Source organism: Corynebacterium felinum (assembly GCF_030408755.1).
GTDB classification, from domain to species: domain Bacteria; phylum Actinomycetota; class Actinomycetes; order Mycobacteriales; family Mycobacteriaceae; genus Corynebacterium; species Corynebacterium felinum.
The window spans coordinates 2,578,177-2,595,949 of the sequence record NZ_CP047209.1; the positions used below are offsets into that span (position 1 = coordinate 2,578,177).

General features: G+C 51.6%; 14 protein-coding genes and 5 tRNA genes. 7 read left to right on the forward strand and 12 right to left on the reverse strand.

What is annotated here, in order from left to right; all coding sequences use genetic code 11:
• Positions 1 to 816: 816 nt before the first annotated feature.
• Complete coding sequence (gene cysK / locus CFELI_RS10860; protein WP_277105353.1) at positions 817 to 1,752, forward strand: cysteine synthase A; 936 nt, start codon at positions 817 to 819, stop codon at positions 1,750 to 1,752.
• 30 nt (positions 1,753 to 1,782) lie between these two features.
• On the forward strand, positions 1,783 to 2,373 hold the full coding sequence (epsC, locus tag CFELI_RS10865) for a serine O-acetyltransferase EpsC (RefSeq protein ID WP_374724704.1): 591 nt from the start codon (positions 1,783 to 1,785) through the stop codon (positions 2,371 to 2,373).
• Here the strand turns inward: epsC and CFELI_RS10870 are convergent.
• Entirely contained in the window at positions 2,363 to 2,659 is a 297-nt protein-coding gene (locus CFELI_RS10870) for a GNAT family N-acetyltransferase (RefSeq protein ID WP_277105352.1), read from the reverse strand. The two genes, epsC and CFELI_RS10870, sit on opposite strands and share 11 nt — an antisense overlap.
• Before the next feature lie 242 nt (positions 2,660 to 2,901).
• On the opposite strand from CFELI_RS10870, the gene CFELI_RS10875 reads away from it, so the two are divergent.
• A protein-coding gene (locus tag CFELI_RS10875) for an IS3 family transposase (RefSeq protein WP_374724700.1) occupies positions 2,902 to 4,097 on the forward strand; the annotation gives its coding sequence in 2 pieces (ribosomal slippage) (positions 2,902 to 3,187 and positions 3,187 to 4,097; 1,197 coding nt in all).
• Between the two features lie 219 nt (positions 4,098 to 4,316).
• On the opposite strand, the gene CFELI_RS10880 is transcribed toward CFELI_RS10875, so the two are convergent.
• From CFELI_RS10880 to CFELI_RS10915, 8 genes are all read right to left on the reverse strand, one after another.
• On the reverse strand, positions 4,317 to 4,859 hold the full coding sequence (locus CFELI_RS10880; RefSeq protein ID WP_290259019.1) for an MFS transporter: 543 nt from the start codon (positions 4,857 to 4,859) through the stop codon (positions 4,317 to 4,319).
• A gap of 75 nt (positions 4,860 to 4,934) precedes the next feature.
• Positions 4,935 to 6,488 carry an IS1380 family transposase gene (locus tag CFELI_RS10885; RefSeq protein WP_290258967.1) on the reverse strand — a complete coding sequence of 518 codons (1,554 nt, stop codon included), beginning with the start codon at positions 6,486 to 6,488 and terminating at the stop codon, positions 4,935 to 4,937.
• Positions 6,489 to 6,574: 86 nt separating this feature from the next.
• Positions 6,575 to 7,396 carry an MFS transporter gene (locus CFELI_RS10890; protein ID WP_277105360.1) on the reverse strand — a complete coding sequence of 274 codons (822 nt, stop codon included), beginning with the start codon at positions 7,394 to 7,396 and terminating at the stop codon, positions 6,575 to 6,577.
• A 325-nt stretch (positions 7,397 to 7,721) separates the two neighbouring features.
• Positions 7,722 to 7,797 (reverse strand) — tRNA-Phe (locus tag CFELI_RS10895).
• Positions 7,798 to 7,819: 22 nt separating this feature from the next.
• Positions 7,820 to 7,893, reverse strand: a tRNA-Asp gene (locus tag CFELI_RS10900).
• Positions 7,894 to 7,977: 84 nt separating this feature from the next.
• Complete coding sequence (locus tag CFELI_RS10905) at positions 7,978 to 9,219, reverse strand: MFS transporter (RefSeq protein WP_277105358.1); 1,242 nt, start codon at positions 9,217 to 9,219, stop codon at positions 7,978 to 7,980.
• A gap of 111 nt (positions 9,220 to 9,330) precedes the next feature.
• Positions 9,331 to 9,404: transfer RNA gene (locus CFELI_RS10910), tRNA-Asp, on the reverse strand.
• Positions 9,405 to 9,432: 28 nt separating this feature from the next.
• Positions 9,433 to 9,505 (reverse strand) — tRNA-Glu (locus CFELI_RS10915).
• A 393-nt stretch (positions 9,506 to 9,898) separates the two neighbouring features.
• On the opposite strand from CFELI_RS10915, the gene CFELI_RS10920 reads away from it, so the two are divergent.
• Together CFELI_RS10920 and CFELI_RS10925 are read left to right on the forward strand one after the other, a co-directional pair.
• Positions 9,899 to 11,094 (forward strand): IS3 family transposase gene (locus tag CFELI_RS10920; protein ID WP_374724700.1). Its coding sequence is split into 2 segments (ribosomal slippage): positions 9,899 to 10,184 and positions 10,184 to 11,094, totalling 1,197 coding nucleotides; the frame shifts between segments, so codons are not numbered across the junction.
• On the forward strand, positions 11,070 to 11,912 hold the full coding sequence (locus CFELI_RS10925) for an IS3 family transposase (RefSeq protein ID WP_374724745.1): 843 nt from the start codon (positions 11,070 to 11,072) through the stop codon (positions 11,910 to 11,912). The genes CFELI_RS10920 and CFELI_RS10925 overlap by 25 nt, the downstream gene beginning before the upstream one ends.
• Positions 11,913 to 12,769: 857 nt before the next feature.
• On the opposite strand, the gene CFELI_RS10930 is transcribed toward CFELI_RS10925, so the two are convergent.
• A tRNA-Lys gene (locus CFELI_RS10930) sits at positions 12,770 to 12,842 on the reverse strand.
• Positions 12,843 to 13,065: 223 nt separating this feature from the next.
• Entirely contained in the window at positions 13,066 to 14,583 is a 1,518-nt protein-coding gene (gene scpC, locus CFELI_RS10935) for a succinyl-CoA:acetate CoA-transferase ScpC (RefSeq protein ID WP_277105343.1), read from the reverse strand.
• A 307-nt stretch (positions 14,584 to 14,890) separates the two neighbouring features.
• On the opposite strand from scpC, the gene dusB reads away from it, so the two are divergent.
• Together dusB and CFELI_RS10945 are read left to right on the forward strand one after the other, a co-directional pair.
• Entirely contained in the window at positions 14,891 to 16,036 is a 1,146-nt protein-coding gene (gene dusB, locus CFELI_RS10940; protein WP_277105342.1) for a tRNA dihydrouridine synthase DusB, read from the forward strand.
• Positions 16,037 to 16,400: 364 nt separating this feature from the next.
• Entirely contained in the window at positions 16,401 to 16,967 is a 567-nt protein-coding gene (locus CFELI_RS10945) for a DUF5067 domain-containing protein (RefSeq protein ID WP_277105341.1), read from the forward strand.
• Here CFELI_RS10945 and mshD read toward each other — a convergent pair.
• Positions 16,962 to 17,771, reverse strand: coding sequence for a mycothiol synthase (gene mshD / locus CFELI_RS10950; RefSeq protein ID WP_277105340.1), 810 nt, complete (start codon positions 17,769 to 17,771; stop codon positions 16,962 to 16,964). The two genes, CFELI_RS10945 and mshD, sit on opposite strands and share 6 nt — an antisense overlap.
• Positions 17,772 to 17,773: the final 2 nt, after the last annotated feature.

A 17,773-nucleotide genomic window follows, 5' to 3' on the forward strand; every position in this document is an offset into this window, starting at 1 on the left:
TATCTTCCAAAGAAATACCCCCGCTTGAACAAGCGGTGTACTTCCTCCTCTAAGGACCACGCCCCGAAGGACTTATGCTCGCCTACTTCAAAACCGCATAATAAGTAGGACTTGCTCTTCAGGGACAAAATGTAGTTGTTTCACGACCCGTGGGCACCCCCCATCACGAAAGTGTGGGTTGCACGGATCGGCTGGGGAAATTATAACCACGCATGAGGGGGTAAGAAAACCGGACATGGATGCCCGTTTTCGGAACTTTTATGGGAAATATACGCCCGAAGGGGGTATTCGTGGGGTGAAAATCACCCTCATTGGGAGCGAAAATTAGCCCCACTTAGGCAAAGTTTCATCAGCCACTCCCCCATGTGGGGAAACCCGAAAGATGGAGAAAAATCCCGACTTTCCCTGTCCAAAAAATAGGCTACTAGCTAAGGTTTTTGATCAACGGGGGTAGTAATAACTTTGGCTGACAGCAGACGGGTTTGGGGAAAGATTTTTCCGCTTCGCCCACCCCAGACTGCGACGGTGGTCATATGTCAGACAATCGGACATTGGCGGACACAACAATCGGTTTTTAGTTGCAAAATCAACATTGTTCAACATGAAAAACAGGCTAAAAGTGATTCATGTCATAGGCTCTTAGAATACATTTATAATTCAGCACTTTCCTGAACTGAATGAAAATACTGCGAGACAACACCTATTAAACGATTTTGTTCAGACACCCTCGGTAGACTTCGTAGTCTACATTGTTGCTATACTCACTTTTGTTAAGAATTCGTTGTTTCTCACTATCGAAGGAGATAAGTAATTCTCATGGCTAAGATCTACGACTCCATCTTGGACACCATCGGCAACACCCCACTGGTCAAGCTGAACCGTTTGAGCAAGGATTTGCCAGCCACTATTTTGGTGAAGTTGGAGTTTTTCAACCCCGCCAATTCGGTGAAGGACCGTATCGGTAAGGCCATCGTTGATGCTGCTGAGGCTTCCGGCGAATTAAAGCCAGGTGGCACGATTGTGGAGGCAACTTCCGGAAACACCGGTATCGCCTTGGCTTTGGCTGGCGCAGCTCGCGGCTATAACGTTGTTTTGACCATGCCAGAGACGATGTCGACTGAGCGTCGCGTTATGCTGCGTGCTTTTGGCGCGGAGATCATCCTCACCCCTGGTTCTGCGGGTATGCAGGGCGCGGTTGACAAGGCAAATGAGATCGTTGCTGAACGTGAGGGCGCGATTTTGGCGCGGCAGTTCGCTAACGCTGCAAATCCTGAGATCCACCGCAAGACTACTGGTGAAGAGATTTGGTCTGACACTGAGGGCAAGGTTGATATCTTCGTTGCGGGTGTGGGCACCGGTGGCACTGTAACCGGTGCCGGTGAGACTCTTAAACGCCACAATCCTGAGATTAAGGTATACGCAGTTGAGCCTGCGGCATCGCCTTTGCTGAACACCGGTAAGGCTGGCCCTCACAAGATTCAGGGCTTGGGCGCAAACTTCATTCCTGAGGTGCTCAACCAGAAGATTTACGAAGAGGTTCTTCAGGTTTCCAACGAGGATGCAGTTGCCACCTCGCGCGCATTGGGTGTGCTTGAAGGTATTTTGGGCGGTATTTCTGCGGGTGCGAATGTGAAGGCTGCGCTGGAGCTGGCTGCCCGTGAGGAAAACGCTGGTAAGACGATTGTGACTGTCATCCCTGACTTCGGTGAGCGTTACGTCTCTACCCTCCTTTATGATGATATCCGCGATTAAATCATCAGTACTGCTAGTCTCGGAGTCATTATGTTGCTAAAAATTTTTAAGGCTATCCGTGAGGATCTTGCCAATGCTAAAGAGCATGACCCTGCCGCGCGGGGTTCGCTTGAAAACGCCATAGTGTACTCCGGGCTCCATGCTATTTGGTTACATCGCATCGCCCACTGGTTGTGGGTTCGAAACTTCCGCGGACCAGCCCGCGTACTAGCCCAGTTCACTCGTTTTTTAACAGGTGTTGAGATTCACCCTGGGGCAACGATTGGTCGTCGTTTTTTCATCGATCACGGCATGGGCATTGTGATTGGTGAAACCGCTGAAATTGGTGATGGTGTGATGCTGTATCACGGCGTGACTTTGGGCGGCCAGGTGTTGACTCAGACGAAACGCCACCCAACTATTGGCGATAATGTGACTATTGGCGCCGGCGCGAAGGTGTTGGGCCCGATCACTATTGGTTGTGGTTCAGCTATTGGTGCGAATGCTGTGGTGACTAAGGATGTTCCACCGAATCATATTGCGGTGGGTATTCCGGCTAAGGCGCGTCCTCGTAAGGAGGAGGAGTGTGTGAAGCTGGTGGATCCTGACTTCTATGTCAAGAGTGGGGATTTTAATATTTAGGTTTTTTCGCTATGTAGTGCGCGATTGCTGTGCAGCTGGGTTTGATGTCGAATCCTTGGCTTCTGGTGGTCGCCAGTGCGTAGGCAATAAGCGGTGTCGATAGGCCTTGGCCTCGATGCCGCTTTTCTACTTCTGTGTGGTTAAAGTCGCGGATGCCGTCATGTTCGTCGTAGGAGGCGATAGCAATTGCTTCTCCGTCACGGTAAAGGGCAAAACGTGAGTTTTGTGGTTCGTGGCGGATATCAAATTCACCCGCATGCGCATTGACGTTGAGGTTGTTTCCCATACGCCCGGATAATATCACAGGTCACAGCGAGTTTTACTCCCTTATCGGAAAAGCTACATAGCTTCTTTTTTTAATGAGCAACTTTTTATAAGCGACCTGACCCCCGCTTGGTAGTTTCAATGGTGTCTTGAAGGTGCTACACGTGACCCGCTCTGGCGCTAATTAGCACTCGGACCTGACCCCCGTTTGGTAGACACCTGATTTCCCGCTTGTATGAGGTGGGAGGAAGGTACTGTAGTTTTATGCCAAGGTTTTATTCAGATGAGTTCAAGCGTGACGCTGTTGCGTTTTATGAGAACTCGGAACTGTCTCTAGCGAAGGCCGCTGCTGATTTGGGGATTAATCGGCAATCTCTGCATACGTGGGTCAAGGATTTGGGCACTGGTAAGCGTTCTCGTGTTGCGGTGCAAAAGCGGCAAGCTCAGGCAATTTCTGAAGCTGAACGTATCCGTGAGCTTGAGCGTGAGCTGCGTAAAATGACTGAAGAGCGTGATATTTTGCGTAAGGCTGTTAAATATTTCGCGGAAGAGACAAATTGGTGATCCGCTTCCAGTTTGTCGAAGACCATCGAACCGATTATTCGGTCAAGCGGATGTGTGAGGTGCTGAAACTTAATGCCTCATCGTTTTACAAGTGGCGCAAAGCTCGTGCTGTTCGTAACACTAAAACGTGCGAGGACTCGTTGTTGGCGGTGCGTATTCTTTCTGTGTTCAACCAGTTCAATGGCTGTTACGGGGCGAAACGTATCGCGGCTGAAATTTCCGATCAGTATGAGCCTGTTAATCATAAACGTGTTGCTAGGTTGATGGCATCGATGAATCTGCGTGGGTACAGCAAAAAACGCAAGGTCAAAACCACTATTTCCAGGAAAGATCGCAGTGTTTTCCCGGATCTGGTCACGCGTAATTTCACTGCTGATCGCCCGAATAAAGTGTATGTGGGTGATATCACCTACCTACCGATTAAAGGTGGTGGGAATATGTATCTGGCCACAGTTATTGATTGTTTCTCCCGTAAACTCACCGGGTTTGCGTTAGCTGATCACATGCGCACTGATCTTATTGGTGAAGCACTCGCCATGGCAAAAGACCAGCGTGGGTCACTAAAAGGTGCGATTTTCCATTCAGATCATGGAAGTGTGTACACCTCACAGGTTTTCCAACAGCAATGTAAATCTCTTGGAGTGACCCAGTCCATGGGTGGTGTTGGCACGAGTGCGGATAACGCGCTTGCAGAGTCGTTTAATGCCACATTAAAACGTGAAGTCCTTCAAGATCGGAAGGTCTTTGACACCATGCTCCAATGTCGAAAAGAAGTGTTTTCTTGGTGTGTCAGGTACAACACCACACGTCGGCACAGTTACTTGAAATACTGCGCCCCCAACACTTTTGAAGCGCAAGCATTTGCGCTAAAATCTATCTCAGCAATCACCGCTTAAATGTGTCTACTTTTCGGGGGTCGCGCCCCTCCACTACGAAGAGCTCGTCCGGAACAGCCAAAGTACACGCTCGCAGTGTACCTTTCAGGTTGATTTTCTTTTGATCAAAAACCATTCACGAATTTGGAATCCCGCGTGTTTCGTTACTACACCCGCCGCACAACCCTCATGACAACAGGTCTGCAGTTTATACGCATTTTCCTTACGAGAAAACCTCACTTATTCTTTATGTGAATATTTTAGTTGGTAGCGCGATGCGACTAACGTCGCGACAGCTATAAGGATCGAAACAGCCAGAAAACTTACAGCTAGAGCCGGATAGCCAACCACACCAGTAACCAGGCCTGAGCACAGAGAGGTCACACCAGCAGCAACATTAATACACACGTCTAGTCTGCCTTGAACTTTCACGCGTTGTACGCTATCTGCAACTTGAGAAACCGCGGCTGACGAAGCAATCATGCCAACCGACCAAGCCAATCCGACACCAAATAATCCAATAACAAAAAGCACGAAAATCGCATGGAAAAATGCGAGCAGCACCACGGAGAAAATCATAATTCCGCCACCAAGACAAACTGATTTCGCAAAACCTACGCGAATATTCAAAAGACCAACTAATGGACTAAACGCATACATGCCTAGCCCAGATTTTTCATGGGGTGGGTTTGGTGGTGGTGGGTTGGGGTGGTGTGTTTGTGGGGTTGGTTGGTTCACCTTCGCCCTTTGATTCGTGGTTTTTAGGGCAAGGTGTGCGTCCATAAAGTTGTGTGGGGTTTGGGGGTTGGGGTGTGCCTGCAGTGTGGCTGCCAGATCGCGTGTGTGGGCCTAGGGGTGTTAGGGTTTTCGTTTCTTCCAGCGTGGCTGTAGAAGGCTCTGGGTGTAGCCAATAAGCGTGACCAGTGTGTGGGTGTGGGGGTTGTGCTGGTCAAGCTGGAGGATGATGCGTCTGCTGCTTGTGGTGATTTTTGATGCAACCGCAACAAACCTTACACGGATAGTCTTCGGCACCCATGTCCACCAAGGCTTGCTTGTTTCTTGGTGTGAATGATCTTTGTGGTGGCAGGCGTCGATGAGTTTCGTCCAGGTAAGAAGTTGGTGGGATAGTGCAACGATCAAACACCAGATTTGGTTCGCCCCGAATTGTTTAAACGGCAGTTTACTAAGGCCTTGGTCTTTGGTGTCTTTGATGTGTTGTTCACATAAAGACCGATTACGGTAGCAGTAGTCAATGTGTTGAATATTCCCAATAAGGTTCGTTACGCACAGTTGGGCGCGAACACCATGTTGGTTGAAAAGACTGTGTTGGCACCCTGGGTGGGGTGGTTCGATTCGTGCGATAACACGCATATCCTCGGGGTAGTCAGCTAGAAGATTCACCAAAGGTTGGTGCTCATCTATATTTGCGGTGCGCAGTAGTCCGGTGATGTCTTCAAGGAAATGGTTCTCATCACAAACCAGATCCCCTGAAGCACGCACAATCGGCACCCGAGTATCCCACCGATCACAGTCTTTGCCTGTGTGAGCACTGGTTCCCAAGTGTTGTGTATCAGCGTTGGTTGTTTGTTGGGATTGAAGGTGATGGTCAAGGGTGATGCGCGCTGTCGGCGGGGCGGAATAACCCAGAACATACCCAAGGTTGTGATCGTTGAGGAAACTGATGAATTTCTTTGTCCCACCAGCACTGTCAGCACGGATGACTAATCGTTTGCCCCAGGGTTGACCATCACTGTGATCAGGCAGGGTGGCAAGAATCTCGTCAACAAGCTGGCAGTGATCACGAATTGTGTTTGCCCCGGCATTTCCTGGTCGAAGCAGGCAGTTAAGAAACTCCCCACCAGGCAGACCGATGCTGGTGTAATCAATAAAGGCACATAACGGGTGGAAACCAAAGCCTTTCTTATAGGTAGGCGTCGCGTTTTCCTTATCGGAATGTGCGGTAATCAACGTGGCATCAATATCGATAACCAGTGGTTGTTCAACTGTTGCCACCCGATGCGGAGCGTGATCACCTAACAAATCCCACACCCTAGTGCGAGCTTGTTTCGCTGCGTGGATAAACCCTTCTCGCACATGCTCGCTGGTATCTGCATATTCTGTGATCCGCCGCCATGCGGTTGTCACTGACGGTAACGATTTTGATGCTAACGCGGTTGAAACAGAAGAAAGCAAGGTGATGTCGTGGACATCATCCCCACCAGCAATCAACGATAAAGCCAGATTCACCCACACATCCCCTAACGTGTGCGTGAGCCCAGAACGCGGCAAAGCGGAATCAAGGCAGTCACTTATTCCCACCAATTCGGCTACGTGAGCAAACGGTAACACCCCCGCACCGGATACAAGATGAGAACAGCTAGCAACCCGTGGAATGTATGTGGTAGTCTTCACCTTGAAAGTGTTTCTTTCTGCCTAGATTATTGACTTCAAAACATCTCTATTCTAGCAGGTCAAGAAGCACTTTCTTTACTTTTTGCTCACCTTTTCACCCCACACCCATGAAAAATCCGGGCTAGCAGATGGGCAGTCATGACCAAGCTGGAACCCGAAACACCAAAAACCTCATCTGTGTGTATCGGTGCCATGGTCATAAGCCCAATCATGATGGAATGCGCGACAATTGCAACAAGAAAAACCGCCGTAAACTGCGGGTACCACACCAATTTTGCATCGATGCCTCGATCCTTTACCAACGGGACGTAATTTTTCCGTTTCTCAAAACTTAAAGGAATCAAGCTCAAAACAAAGATGAAGGCCGAGCAAAGAAAGGTAAACGGAAGCAAAGAATTGGTCAATGTGGCCACCAGGGAATAAATGTTGGGGCCAATTGCTGAGCCGCAAGCAGAGCCGAAAAGCACAATGCCAATCGCACGGGCAGTCGGCCCCTGAGCACCAACTTTCTCCGCAGCAGTAAACCTTGAAATCAAAGCACTAACTGAACCCCCGCCAAGCAGAAAAAATCCGACGAACGCAAACGCACCAAATCGAGAAGGTTCCGCAGTAGATATACAGCACAGAATCGAACCGAAAACTGCCGTAAGGATGGTACACCGAAGGCTAAAAAGACGGTCTTTTCGCACAGAAACTTGTGTAGCGACTAATGTGATTATCGTCGCTCCGAGAATCATTGTGGTTTGAGCCAGTCCACCAAGGTTTCTTCTACCTGTCACTTCTACCGCGGTCAAGGCAACAATGGTGAGATTCAGCCCCACCGCAGTAGATAGGAAAACTTGAGTGAGAAATATCAGCGAGACTTTTCGCCAAACTCTTGTCCGAACATTTTTTTCATCATCAATCAATGCCTGATACTTCCTCGTAATAAAAGGGAGCTTCATCGCCCTCAATAAACCACGCTTTGTAGCGACTCGGGTCCTGATAGACAATTGCTTCGTACTCAGTAACAATAGATCCGTCTAAGCGAACGATTGCTGTTCCATGCCAAGGAGAAATGACAGTATCAGGATGACGCATAATCGGTCAATACTGATTTGGCTTTGGATGAACGGTTCCTCGAATGGCATCGGGAAAAGCTCGTCCGATCAGGTCTAAACGGCGCATAAGACTCAATAATACGGGCGAACGAGCGAAGATCCCCACCACTGTAGGTGATGGGGATCTTCATTATGGTGGCACGGACCAGGATCGAACTGGTGACCTTCCACTTTTCAGGCGGACGCTCTACCGACTGAGCTACCGCGCCACTTTCCATATCGCTATGGAAGCGACCCTGACGGGGCTCGAACCCGCGACCTCCGCCGTGACAGGGCGGCGCGCTAACCAACTGCGCCACAGGGCCGTTGCTGTATCAGGATTTCTCCTGTGCAACGAGTAGTTACTATACACAGCCCCCATAAACGATGACAAATCCCAAGGTCACACCCTACTTTGGGGCGCGAAGCTGAAAGGATCGAATGCTGCCGGATGCGAGTGGCGGAATGCCAACGGCAAAAAGTGCTACGGCAACCGCACCCACGGCGACCTGGAGGGAGAATTGGCTCAAATAGCCAGTGAGCAAAGGGCCGAGTGGCATGGCAAGCAGCACAACGAAAGGCAGTAACGTAAATACTCGCCCGAGCGCTTGGGCGGGGCATTCATGCTGAATTAGTTCGTTGATGGCCAGCTGATTCATGCCCACGCACACACCAACCACGACCAGTGGAATGACGTAGTAGGGTGTGCCAATCAGCATGGCGGCGATACCGTAGGCCAGTGCTTGAGTGCAACAGTTTGTAGCAATGATCATGCCGTCGAAGCGGTATTGCGCCAGGTGCTTGTATACAAATGGTCCGGCGACTTGGCTGATACTGGATACTGCCACAATGAGGGCATAGAAATACACAGCGTCCATCGCGGTTTGCGCCCCAGCGATGGCTGGGCCGAGCACCATCACTGCCGAGGCGCATAAATCAATCATGGGTAGTGTTGGCAGGATCAGTTTGAGGGTCGGAATGTTCCACATTGTGCGCAATCCTTCCTTTACTTGACCCCACCACTGCCCCACAGCATGTGTGCGTGGCGACGTCGATTCGGCGTCGAGAAGCTTCGTTCCAGCTGTGCGGAAACATACGTAGGCGGCAAGGTAAGTTACCCCATTGACAACAAACGCTAAAGCCACCGAAGATTTCGCCGCAACTGGGACAATAAGCGGGGCTACCAGCCCCACAGAAAGCGCTGTGACAGTCAGATAGAACTGGGCGGAGTATTTTGTGCCACTGCGGATCGCACTGCCCACGCTCGCACGAATCGCTGGTGTATAAAACGCATCCGCCACCCGTAAACACGCGATCGCGATGATGATAGTCACCAGCATCACTGCGCGCTGCTCACCATAGATGTAAATCACAGCCGCACTCACAAAGGACACAAGGATTCGCACTTCATCCGTGCGCAGCACAATCTGTGCTTTGCTCACGCGATCGATAAATGCAACCGTCACAGGGATGGCAAGAGCAGCGGGAAGGAACTGGACAAGCCCAATAATCCACGCAGCCTTCTGCACCCCCACCGCCTCATTCAGATGCCAGGTGATAGCCACCCCGAAAAATACAACCCCCAAAGCTGAAAGCCAGTTCCCCACCAAAACGGCACGCAAACGCGCTAAGCGCGTGGAAGTATTTTCCACTCACACTCCCCTTCCTCATGAAGTGATCTAAAACACAAGATAGGGAGCCGATTATATAACAATGTTCAGAACATGCAAAAACGAGGATGAACAAACATCCTCGTGTAATTGCGACCCTGACGGGGCTCGAACCCGCGACCTCCGCCGTGACAGGGCGGCGCGCTAACCAACTGCGCCACAGGGCCGTAGAGCAATATTCAATTTTTGCTCTTGCACTCCCAACGGGATTCGAACCCGTGTCGCCGCCGTGAAAGGGCGGTGTCCTAGGCCCCTAGACGATGGGAGCAAAGCTAACACCTTCAGAAGTTTTTCAACCCCTGCGTTGTTGCTGCGGAAAACTTTACTTGATTTTCGCAAAAAAGCAAAACCAAAGGTCAAAGCAGGTAAATCGACCAAGCTTTGTGAATCAAACACGCAACTGAACCACAACATATACCCAAGCACCCACAATTCCCATGACGCTCACACAAGACTTCCCGAACCTGTTACCGCGATGAGCAACTCGACCTTTTCCACGCACGAGCCCGATTACAAGGAGGATGCCAACACAAAGGTCGAGTTCACCCCACCACGCTTGAATCCCTCGTAGTTCCCTGACAACCACTTCCGGACCTGACCCCCGTTTGGTAGACACCTGATTTCCCGCTTGTATGAGGTGGGAGGAAGGTACTGTAGTTTTATGCCAAGGTTTTATTCAGATGAGTTCAAGCGTGACGCTGTTGCGTTTTATGAGAACTCGGAACTGTCTCTAGCGAAGGCCGCTGCTGATTTGGGGATTAATCGGCAATCTCTGCATACGTGGGTCAAGGATTTGGGCACTGGTAAGCGTTCTCGTGTTGCGGTGCAAAAGCGGCAAGCTCAGGCAATTTCTGAAGCTGAACGTATCCGTGAGCTTGAGCGTGAGCTGCGTAAAATGACTGAAGAGCGTGATATTTTGCGTAAGGCTGTTAAATATTTCGCGGAAGAGACAAATTGGTGATCCGCTTCCAGTTTGTCGAAGACCATCGAACCGATTATTCGGTCAAGCGGATGTGTGAGGTGCTGAAACTTAATGCCTCATCGTTTTACAAGTGGCGCAAAGCTCGTGCTGTTCGTAACACTAAAACGTGCGAGGACTCGTTGTTGGCGGTGCGTATTCTTTCTGTGTTCAACCAGTTCAATGGCTGTTACGGGGCGAAACGTATCGCGGCTGAAATTTCCGATCAGTATGAGCCTGTTAATCATAAACGTGTTGCTAGGTTGATGGCATCGATGAATCTGCGTGGGTACAGCAAAAAACGCAAGGTCAAAACCACTATTTCCAGGAAAGATCGCAGTGTTTTCCCGGATCTGGTCACGCGTAATTTCACTGCTGATCGCCCGAATAAAGTGTATGTGGGTGATATCACCTACCTACCGATTAAAGGTGGTGGGAATATGTATCTGGCCACAGTTATTGATTGTTTCTCCCGTAAACTCACCGGGTTTGCGTTAGCTGATCACATGCGCACTGATCTTATTGGTGAAGCACTCGCCATGGCAAAAGACCAGCGTGGGTCACTAAAAGGTGCGATTTTCCATTCAGATCATGGAAGTGTGTACACCTCACAGGTTTTCCAACAGCAATGTAAATCTCTTGGAGTGACCCAGTCCATGGGTGGTGTTGGCACGAGTGCGGATAACGCGCTTGCAGAGTCGTTTAATGCCACATTAAAACGTGAAGTCCTTCAAGATCGGAAGGTCTTTGACACCATGCTCCAATGTCGAAAAGAAGTGTTTTCTTGGTGTGTCAGGTACAACACCACACGTCGGCACAGTTACTTGAAATACTGCGCCCCCAACACTTTTGAAGCGCAAGCATTTGCGCTAAAATCTATCTCAGCAATCACCGCTTAAATGTGTCTACTTTTCGGGGGTCGCGCCCTGCTGTTCGTAACACTAAAACGTGCGAGGACTCGTTGTTGGCGGTGCGTATTCTTTCTGTGTTCAACCAGTTCAATGGCTGTTACGGGGCGAAACGTATCGCGGCTGAAATTTCCGATCAGTATGAGCCTGTTAATCATAAACGTGTTGCTAGGTTGATGGCATCGATGAATCTGCGTGGGTACAGCAAAAAACGCAAGGTCAAAACCACTATTTCCAGGAAAGATCGCAGTGTTTTCCCGGATCTGGTCACGCGTAATTTCACTGCTGATCGCCCGAATAAAGTGTATGTGGGTGATATCACCTACCTACCGATTAAAGGTGGTGGGAATATGTATCTGGCCACAGTTATTGATTGTTTCTCCCGTAAACTCACCGGGTTTGCGTTAGCTGATCACATGCGCACTGATCTTATTGGTGAAGCACTCGCCATGGCAAAAGACCAGCGTGGGTCACTAAAAGGTGCGATTTTCCATTCAGATCATGGAAGTGTGTACACCTCACAGGTTTTCCAACAGCAATGTAAATCTCTTGGAGTGACCCAGTCCATGGGTGGTGTTGGCACGAGTGCGGATAACGCGCTTGCAGAGTCGTTTAATGCCACATTAAAACGTGAAGTCCTTCAAGATCGGAAGGTCTTTGACACCATGCTCCAATGTCGAAAAGAAGTGTTTTCTTGGTGTGTCAGGTACAACACCACACGTCGGCACAGTTACTTGAAATACTGCGCCCCCAACACTTTTGAAGCGCAAGCATTTGCGCTAAAATCTATCTCAGCAATCACCGCTTAAATGTGTCTACTTTTCGGGGGTCGCGCCCTCCCTCGTGGTTCCCCAACAACCACACCCTAAAGGGCTTACTCGACCTTTCCCCTCCACGGGCTACTTCAAACACCAACTCTGACCGTAAAAGTCGAGTTACCAACAAGGGAGCCATTTAACACCCCACACCCCTTACTCGACCTTTCCACACACAAGCCCACTTTCAAGGTGCATACAAACACAAAGGTCGAGTTCACCCCACCACGCTCGAATCCCTCGTGGTTCCCCAACAACCACACCCTAAAGGGCTTACTCGACCTTTCCCCTCCACGGGCTACTTCAAACACCAACTCAGACCATAAAGGTCGAGTTACCAACAAGGGAGCCATTTAACACCCCACACCCCTTACTCGACCTTTTCCACGTACGAGCCCACTTTCAAGGTGCATACAAACACAAAGGTCGAGTCCCCCCACCCCACTTGAATCCCTCGTAGTTCCCTGACAACCAACCACTTCCCCCAACAACCACACCCTCAAAGGGCTTGCTCGACCTTTCCCCTCCACGGGCTACTTCAAACACCAACTCTGACCATAAAGGTCGAGTTACCAACAAGGGAGCCATTTAACACCCCACACCCCTTGGCCGACTGTTCAAATCGCTCGTGTGAAGGTTTCTGGCGCTACAGGCTAAGCAACGAGGAAAATCGCAAAATCCGTGAACCTGGCCTAAGTCCGATATGTGTAACTCGACCTTTAAACTCTATTGCCTTGGAAATAGTGGGTCTTGAACCGAAAGGGTCGAGCAAGCACGCATAGGGGTACTGAATTAGTGGTTTTGACAGGAATGAAAAAACCTCCAGTCTTTGCGACTGGAGGTATATTTTGTGGGCCCTGTGGGGCTCGAACCCACGACCTGCGGATTAAAAGTCCGTAGCTCTACCAACTGAGCTAAAGGCCCTTCTATGCAAGAAGCACTGCGCAACACTCTAACACTGAAATGAAAAAACTTCGACTTTTGGTGATGTGTCCCTATTCACATTGCCCCCGCCTGCTCACAATTGGTGCAATTACCTGCCCAAATCACACCACTGTTACCACACCCATGGCAACCTACGCACACAGTGAACGGCAACAGCCGCACCGACAATTCTTCGGTGCGGCTGCTACACAACTATCAAGACTTACTTGATCTTCATGGAACCAGTCTCAATGAAGCGCTGGTGGAAGGAGAAAGCGGTAGCCAGATCATGCGGGGTCTGCATGGTCTTGCGTGCCTTCGCCTGAGAAAGAGCACGCTCATAGTACTCCTCCAGCAGCGGACGGTAATCAGGGTGAGCCAGAGCGATCATCTTCTTCACACGCTCAGTTGGTGCCAAACCACGCAGGTCGGCGTAGCCGTACTCGGTGATAATGACCTTCACGTCCTGCTCCGTGTGGTCCACGTGGGACACAAATGGGACGATCGCGGAAATGTCGCCATTCTTCGCATCGGATGGGGTAATGAAGGAAGAAATGTAGCCGTTACGGGTGAAGTCTGCGGAACCGCCCACACCGTTCATGATGCGGGAGCCAACCACGTTGGTGGAGTTGACGTTGCCGTAGATATCAGCCTCAATCAGGCCGTTGGTGCAGATCAGGCCGAGGCGACGCACAACCTCAGGGTGGTTGGAGATCTGCTGTGGACGCAGGATGATCTGCTTGGCGTATTTCGAGGCCTCGTTGTTCATTTTCTCCGCATACTCTGGCGAGAGGGAGAAGGAGGTTGCGGAAGCAACGGTCATCTTGCCGGCATCGATCAGGTCGACCATGCCGTCCTGGATCACCTCGGTGTAGGCGCGGATGTTCTCGAACTTGGAGTCGAGCAGGCCAGCCATCACAGCGTTCGGCACGTTGCCCACACCAGACTGCATGATGTAGCCGTCGTAGGTCAGGCGGCCAGCGGCAACTTCGCCCTCAAGGAAGTCGAGAAAGTGGCCAGCGATCTGACGGGACTGGTCATCGATTGGCTTGAATGGGGCGTTACGGTCAGGAAGATCGGTCTCAACCACAGCAACAACCTTGTCCAGGTCGATGTCGATGTAGGTGGTACCAATGCGCTGCTCAGGGGAGGTAATTGGAATTGGCTGGCGGTTAGGCAGCTTGTTGATGCGATAGATATCCGCCATGCCCTCAAGCTCCAGCGACTGCCAGGAGTTGACCTCGATGATGATCTTCTCAGCGTTGTCGAGGTACTCCACGTTGTTACCAACGGAGGAGGAAGGAACCAGATGGCCCTCTTCGGTGATGCGCACAACTTCAACGATGGCAACATTCATCTGGCCGAAGAAACCCTGCTCAACGTACAGGCCGGACTCGGACAGGTGGTAGTCAGCGTAGAGAGAAATACCCTCGTTGATCTTGTTACGCAGGATTGGGTCGGACTGGTATGGGCTACGGAAGCGAATCGCATCAGCTTCTGCCAACACACCGTCACAGTCAGGCGCAGTGGACGCACCGGTGAACAGGTCAATCATGTACTCGTCGCCGCGTGCGTGAGCTTCCTTGGCGCGCTCCGCGATAGCGGTAGGCAGTGCCTTCGGGTAGCCAGCGCCGGTGAAGCCGGAAATACCGACCTTATCGCCATGATTGACGAACTGTGCGGCTTCCTCAGCGGACATAACCTTGCCGGCGAGCTTGGCATTAGCAATGCGCTCAGACATGTAAATCCTCCTCTATAGCCCCCCTCCCTTAAAGAAAAGGGGGGATGAATTACTCCCCGCCGTGAATGTGAGTCAATGCGAAACACGGCAGGCTTAGTTACGGAGACCACATTAACGCAATTTTGCCGAACTTTCTCCCCCTTTAACCCCAAAGCCCACACTCAACAACCAAACAACCCCCATTATGCCTGCTCAGCACCAATTCGCTGATAAAGTTTCCCTCCCCCAACTTACCCCTCAACACAGGGGTTTCGGACTGGTAGTTTCGACGTCGATAAGCACAGCGAAGTATGAAATGATTAGATCTGTGACTCTCAACATCGGATCAATCAGCCTCAACTCCCCCGTCGTACTCGCGCCCATGGCCGGCGTCACCAACGTAGCTTTCCGCACACTGTGCCGCGAGCAGGAAAAAGAAAAGACGGGGACAGTCTCAGGGCTGTACGTGTGCGAGATGATCACCGCACGAGCCCTCGTTGAACGCAACGAAAAAACACTGCACATGACCACATTCGGGCCGGAAGAAACACCGCGCTCAATGCAGCTGTACACAACCGACCCCGAATACACCTATCTCGCCGCAAAAATGATCGTGGAGGAAAACCTCGCCGACCACATCGACATGAACTTCGGCTGCCCCGTCCCCAAAGTCACCCGGCGCGGCGGGGGCTCAGCCCTGCCCTATAAGAGGCGATTGTTTGGCAATATCGTGGCCGCTGCCGTACGCGCAACGCAAGGAACCGATATTCCGGTGACTGTGAAATTCCGTGTGGGTATTGATGACGAGCACCATACCCATCTGGATGCCGGCCGGATCGCGGTGGAGGAAGGTGCGAAGGCTGTGGCGTTGCATGCGCGCACGGCGGCGCAGCGGTATTCCGGTGAGGCGGATTGGAATGAAATCACTCGCTTGAAAGAGCATCTTGCGCATACCGGCATTCCGGTGTTGGGTAATGGTGACATTTTTAAGGCGACCGACGCCGTGGACATGATGGCGCAGACAGGTTGCGATGGTGTGGTTGTTGGCCGTGGCTGTTTGGGGCGCCCGTGGTTGTTTGCCCAGTTGTCTGCTGCTTTGCGGGGTGAGCCGTTGCCCCCGGAACCGACGTTGGGTGAGGTGACTCGTATTATTGTTCGCCACGCTGAGTTGCTCATTGCGCACGATGGTGAGGCGAAAGGCTGCCGTGATTTGCGTAAACATATGGGGTGGTATTTGCGTGGTTTCCCCGTTGGTGGGGATGTGCGCGCCCAGCTTTCCGGCATTGAAACTCTCGACGACCTCACACGCGCCCTCGATCCGTGGGCGGATTCGGATGCGTTAGCGGAAGATTCGGAAGGTGCTCGCGGCCGGAAGGGATCACCTGCGAAGGTGATTTTGCCTGAGGGTTGGTTGGATGATCCCGAGGATGAAACTGTGCCCGAAGGTGCAGATATCATGCATTCCGGTGGCTAGTGGGTTTGTGCCGAAGGGTCGAGAAGATCAGTCACGAGTGTGTAGGCATCGTGCGCGTGTTCTTCTTGGCCCTGTCTTTTAGTGCACTTTTTAGTGCATTCTATGTCCCAAGGGTTTGCTGGGGGGGGCTGGGGCTGGGGGATGGTGGTTTGTGAGGGGTTCTTTGGTGCTGTGTGGGGTCGGCACACAACCAAGGATTGTAAAAGGAATATGAAAGGGCACTTAAGGGCCGATTAACTTTGCCCTAAATCTTCAAAAAAGGGGCAAAACCGCAGGCCACAGCCACCCCCAACCGCTTGCATGATATGACACGTTCTTTAGAATCAAGGGGCACAACGACAACGAAACTCACAAAGGTTTTCACTTGCGCACTTCACTTTTTGCCACACTTGTTTTCAGCGCCACCATCCTCAGCGGCTGCGCGTCCACCGCCACCACTACCAACGAAACGCTCGCTGGGATTACCCAAACACTCACCATCGAGGCCGAAGAACAGTCCGACTTCAACCCAACCTTTGCCGAAGGCACATTGCACATGGGTGATTTCAGCATCACCATTGTCGATTCCCGCACCCTCGCCCCCGGCGAACCCGGCAACGAGTTAGGCACCACCCCCGTGCACGCGTTTTGGTACGACGTGACCAATCACTCAGACAAGATCGTGACAACGTCGGAATTTTTCAGCTACTTCAAGGCAGTCCAAGATAATGATCCGAACCTGCTCAACTCCCTCATTGCCGTCTTCTCCCCCGACCCAGCACTCGAAGCCCTAGAACTCGAGGAAATTAAAAACGGTGGCACGGTGCGCGGGGCGATCGCCTATGAGCTTTCCGACGACATCACCCCCGTCACCCTCATCGCCCGAGACCCCCTAGCGGGAACCGAATATGGGCGACAAGAATTCCCGCTGGGCGCACCCGAGCACCTATAGGCGGCTATACACCGCGTGGCGTTCAACCACCTCAAAACCCATATCGCGGTAACGCTTGACCGCAGGCTGGTTATCTTTTTCTACATACAAAATAACCTCGCGCGCGCCCTGCTCCACCAAGTGCGCAAGACCTGCGGATACAAGCACACCACCGAGCCCACGCCCGCGGGCGCTATCAGCCAAACCCACCACATACACTTCACCTTTCGCCCCGGCGCGCAGATCGCCGTGGCGTTTGGTCCAGTGGAATCCGATCAAATCCTCGTCTTCAAAGACAACAATGACATCCTCGAATCGGAACCAGTCAGTGTCGCGGGCCTGCTCTAGGCGTTGCATATCCCAGCCGCCCTGCTCCGGGTGCCAAGAAAACGCCTCGTTGTTGACCTTCAACAGCTTCTCATCGAGTTCCTTATCCGGTCCGGAAAGATGCTCAATCCGCATACCCTCGGGGATACTCACATCAGCCGCGGCAGACAACGCAGGCTCGGTAATACTCATCACCACAAGCTCGCGCGTTTTCACCAAACCAAGCTTGGCAGCCACGTGCTGCGCGGCAGGTAAATCCCCATGTGCCCACACCCCCGACACACCTGCAAGTGCTCGCTGGGCGATACCGCGGTTGCGGTAATCGGGGTGCACCACGATTTCCGCCACCTGGTCGTCATCAGTAATCATCACACCCGCTAAGACTCCGGCGTCGTCAAGCAGGACCGCCTGATCGAGGCGACGCAAATAGGATTCTGACAACGGTGCCACGCCGTCGACACGCAAAGCTGCGGAAATAATCTCAGAAACAGTCAACATGA